A 3,944-nucleotide genomic window follows, 5' to 3' on the forward strand; every position below is an offset into this window, starting at 1 on the left:
CCTTCGTGGAGAGCCCGGTTCAGCTCCTGAACGTACTGGAGTGGGCGCACGCGGCGGCCGCGACCGGCCCGGCCGGGGGCCTCACCGTCGTCGTCCTCTCGCCCAACGACCCCATGACCCGGGGTCAGTTGCGGCGCATGGCGCAGCTCGTCCGCGACGAGGGCGTCGAGGTCCGCTGGGAGGAGGCGCGCGGCGGCGCGAGCGCCCCCTTCCAGACGGTCGGCGGTCTCGCGGGCGCGCTGCGCAAGGCGGACCGGGTCGTCATAGGCGACCCGTTCTCCCGCTACGTACAGCTCATGCTCACCATCACCCGCGCCCGCTCGCTCGTGGTGGTGGACGACGGCACGGCGACCATGGAGTTCATCTCCCAGCTCGCCCGCGGTGAGCGCCTTGTGCGCTGGCACCGCAAGGGCGGCCGCCCCGGCCCCCGCGACCTGCTCTTCGCCCCGGTCTCGGCCGCCGCCCGGCGCCGTCTGACGCCCGGCGGGGCGCGGACGGTGGAGGTCTTCTCCTCCATGCCGATCGACCAGGCGCCGCCCGGCGTCGGCATCACCGTCAACTCCTTCGCCTGGACCAGGGAGCGCTTCGGACCGCCCCGCATCACACGCGGCGCCGACCTGGTCGGCACGTCCCTCGTCGAGACGGGCGTGGTGGACCCCGACCGCTACCTGGAAGCGGTCCGCGCCCTCTGCCTGGCCCACGGCGCCACGCGCTACTTCGCGCACCGCCGCGAGAGCTCCGAGAAGCTGCACCGCCTCGCGGTCGAGACGGGCCTCCAGGTGGTGCGCCCCGACCTCCCCCTGGAGCTGATCGCCCGCCGCGGCCCCATCGGCCGTACGATCCTCAGCTTCCCCTCCACCGTCGTCCACACCCTCCCCCTGGCACTGGCGGGCACGGACGTGAAGGTGGCGGTCTGCGACATCGACCCGGCCTGGCTCACGGAGAACGCCTCACCGCGCGCGCAGGGCTTCCTGTCCGGGGTGACGGGGACGGCCAGGGACGTGACCCGGCTGACGTCGGTGCAGCACGCGGCACCGGCGTGACGGCACGGGGGTAACGGCACCCGGCGCGGGGACTACGGGGCGACGGCACCGGCGCGGCGCCTACGGGGTGAAGCGCCGGACGTACCGCCGCTGCCAGGGCGTCTCCACCGCGTGCCGGTCGTAGTGCGCCCGTACGAAGGCGACGGCCTCGTCCGCGGGCACCCCGTCCAGGACGGCGATGCAGGCGAGGGCGGTCCCGGTCCGCCCGCGCCCGCCCCCGCAGGCCACCTCGACACGCTCATCGGCCGCCCGCTCCCACGCCTCGCGCAGCAGCTCCCGCGCCAGCGCGCGATCCCCCGGCAGCCGGAAGTCGGGCCAGGCCAGCCACTTGGCCTCCCAGGGGACTTCGGGCGGCCGCTTGCCGAGAAGGTAGACCCCGAGGTCGGGCACGTCACCGTCCGGGAGCGGGCGCCGCAGCCCCCGCCCCCGGACGAGCCGTCCGGAGGGCAACCGCAGGACTCCGGCGCCGTCGGACTGCCACGTACCCGTCTTCGCGCTACCGGTCATGCCCGCAGACTAGGCGCCACCACCGGCTCGGGGAGGGCACTTCGCCTCGTCCGCAGCCCGAAGGCGCTGATCACCGCGGCAAGCAGGGCGGCGGCCAGCGGGACCCACAGGGCCGCGCGGTAGCCGTCGAGCATGGCCGCCGGTGAACCGGACGCCGTGGCCGCGACGTTGACCGCCGTGACCGCCGAGAGCCCGAGCGCCGCGCCGAACTGGAAGGACGTGTAGAGCAGCGCCCCGGCCAGACCCTGCTCCTGTTCGGCGACGCCCTCGGTGGCGACGATGGTGAGCGGCCCGTACGCCAGCGAGAACGCGAGGCCGACGACGACCAGGCTCGGGAGCATCATCGCGTACGTCCAGTCGGCGGCGACCGGCAGGAAGAGGGCGTAGGCGAGCGCGGCGAGGAGCAGCCCGCCGAAGATCACCCGCGCGTTGCCGTAGCGGTTCACCAGCCTGGGGGTGAGGAGGGGGGAGAGGATCGCGTCGATGCCCATGATCAGCATCGCGAAGCTGGTCTGGAGCGTCGACCACTCCCGCAGCTCCTGGAGGTAGAGCACCACCAGGAACTGGAAGCCGAAGAAGCCCGCGGCGAAGAGCAGCCCGGCGAGGTTGGCGCGGACCAGACTGCCGGCCCGCAGGATGCCGAGCCGCACCAGCGGGGCCGCCGAGCGCCGCTCCACCGCGACGAACGCGGCGAGCATCACCAGACCGGCGCCGACCGTGGCCGCCGTCCAGGCGCCCGAGGTGTGCGTGGCGCGCTCCACGCCGAGGACGAGCAGCACGATGGCGGAGGTGATGGTCACGCCGCCCCACAGGTCGAACCCCTGCCCGGCCACCCGCTCCGGACGCGCCGACTTCGGCACGAAGGCGAGGGCCGCGGCGAGGATCAGGGCGGAGAGCACGACCGGCGCGAAGAAGACCCAGCGCCAGCCGACCGAGGTCAGCAGCCCGCCCACGACGAGCCCGACCGAGAAACCGCCGGCGGCGGTACCGGAGTAGAAGAGCAGGGCCTTGTTGCGCTGCGGCCCCTCCGCGAACCCGGTGGTGATGATCGAGAGCCCCGCGGGCGTCATGAAGGCGGCGGCGACCCCGGTGACGAAGCGGGCCACGATCAGCGTCCACCCCTCGGTGGCGAACCCGCCGAGCCCGGAGAAGACGAGGAAGACGGAGAGCCAGAACACGAACATCTGGCGGCGCCCGAAGAGGTCGGCGGCGCGCCCGCCGAGCAGCATGAAGCCGCCGTACCCGAGGACGTACGCGCTCATCACCCACTGCAAGGAGCCCGTGGACAGGCCCAGGTCGGCGCGGATGGAGGGCAGGGCGACGTTGAGCATGGCGACGTCGATGCCCTCCAGGAAGATCGCGCCGCACAGGACGAGAAGGACGCCCCACTGGCGGCGGGTCCAGCCGGTGTCCGGCAGTTCTTCGGTGGGTCTCTGGGCTGTGGCACTCATGACGTCCCAACTCTCCTGTTATGGGCAGCTGTTGTTGTCTGCTCAATCACCCTCGGTCAGGCGGGGGAGAGGAACAACGCCGAAGATCGCAACGTTCGTTCAAGCAGGCTGAACGATCCGACGACCTGGGGGCCCGATGCCGATCGAGCGCGACGAACTGGAGTGCTTCCTGCTGCTCGCCGACGAGCTGCACTTCGGCCGCACGGCCGAGCGGATGCGGCTGTCCAAGGCGCGGGTGAGCCAGCTCGTCCAGCGGCTCGAACGGCGCGTGGGCGCGCCGCTGTTCATCCGTACGAGCCGCAGGGTCGCCCTCACCTCGATCGGCAGGCAGCTGCGCGCCGACCTCGCGCCCCACCACCACGCGATCGAGGAGGCCCTGGAGCGCGCGGCGGCGACCGCGCGCGGCATCGAGTCCGTGCTGCACGTCGGCTTCTCCAACCCGCTCACCGGCGAGATCGTGATGAAGGCGTCGGAGGTGCTGCGCGTCAGCCACCCCGGCCTTGCCGTGGAGGTCTGCGAGGTGCCGCTCGGCGATCCGTACGGGCAGCTGCGCAGGGGCGAATTCGACGTCCAGCTCACCGAGCTGCCGGTCAGGGAGGAGGACCTGGGCGGCGGCCCTCCGCTGCTCGCCGAGGACCGCGTCCTCGCCCTGCCCGCGGGCCATCCGCTGGCCGGGCGGGACACGGTGACGCTGGAGGACCTGGCCACCGTCCCCCTCCTCACCCTCGCGGGCGAGGTCCCCGACTACTGGCTGGAGCACCACGTCCCCGCCCGCACCCCGAGCGGCCGCCCCATCGAGCGAGGCCCCGGCGTGGTCAACATGCAGGAGGGCCTGATCCTGGTAGCGGCGGGCAGAGGCGCCCTCCTGGCCCCCGCCCACACGGCGACGTACTACGCCCGCCCCGGCATCACCTACGTCCCCTTCACGGACGCGGCCCCGACG

Annotated in this window: 4 protein-coding genes; 2 read left to right on the forward strand and 2 right to left on the reverse strand. The window is 73.3% G+C overall.

Annotation, left to right across the window (positions count from 1 at the left end; translation table 11 throughout):
• On the forward strand, window positions 1–1,043 hold a 1,043-nt coding region (locus GKQ77_RS29225), incomplete at its 5' end, for a hypothetical protein (protein ID WP_219692093.1).
• Between the two features lie 60 nt (window positions 1,044–1,103).
• On the opposite strand, the gene GKQ77_RS29230 is transcribed toward GKQ77_RS29225, so the two are convergent.
• Complete coding sequence (locus tag GKQ77_RS29230; RefSeq protein ID WP_219692095.1) at window positions 1,104–1,550, reverse strand: protein-tyrosine phosphatase family protein; 447 nt, start codon at window positions 1,548–1,550, stop codon at window positions 1,104–1,106.
• Window positions 1,547–3,001 carry an MFS transporter gene (locus GKQ77_RS29235; RefSeq protein WP_219692097.1) on the reverse strand — a complete coding sequence of 485 codons (1,455 nt, stop codon included), beginning with the start codon at window positions 2,999–3,001 and terminating at the stop codon, window positions 1,547–1,549. Before GKQ77_RS29235 ends, GKQ77_RS29230 begins: the two co-directional genes overlap by 4 nt.
• A gap of 136 nt (window positions 3,002–3,137) precedes the next feature.
• Between GKQ77_RS29235 and GKQ77_RS29240 the strand changes: the two genes are divergently transcribed.
• On the forward strand, window positions 3,138–3,944 hold an 807-nt coding region (locus GKQ77_RS29240; RefSeq protein WP_258022170.1), incomplete at its 3' end, for a LysR family transcriptional regulator.

Source organism: Streptomyces anatolicus, assembly GCF_019400875.1.
In the GTDB taxonomy this organism is placed as follows: Bacteria; Actinomycetota; Actinomycetes; order Streptomycetales; family Streptomycetaceae; genus Streptomyces; species Streptomyces anatolicus.

Excerpts from the sequence above, each read along its gene's own strand:
- GKQ77_RS29235 (WP_219692097.1), bottom strand. The coding sequence starts at position 3,001 with ATGAGTGCCACAGCCCAGAGACCCACCGAAGAACTGCCGGACACCGGC.
- GKQ77_RS29230 (WP_219692095.1), bottom strand. The coding sequence starts at position 1,550 with ATGACCGGTAGCGCGAAGACGGGTACGTGGCAGTCCGACGGCGCCGGA.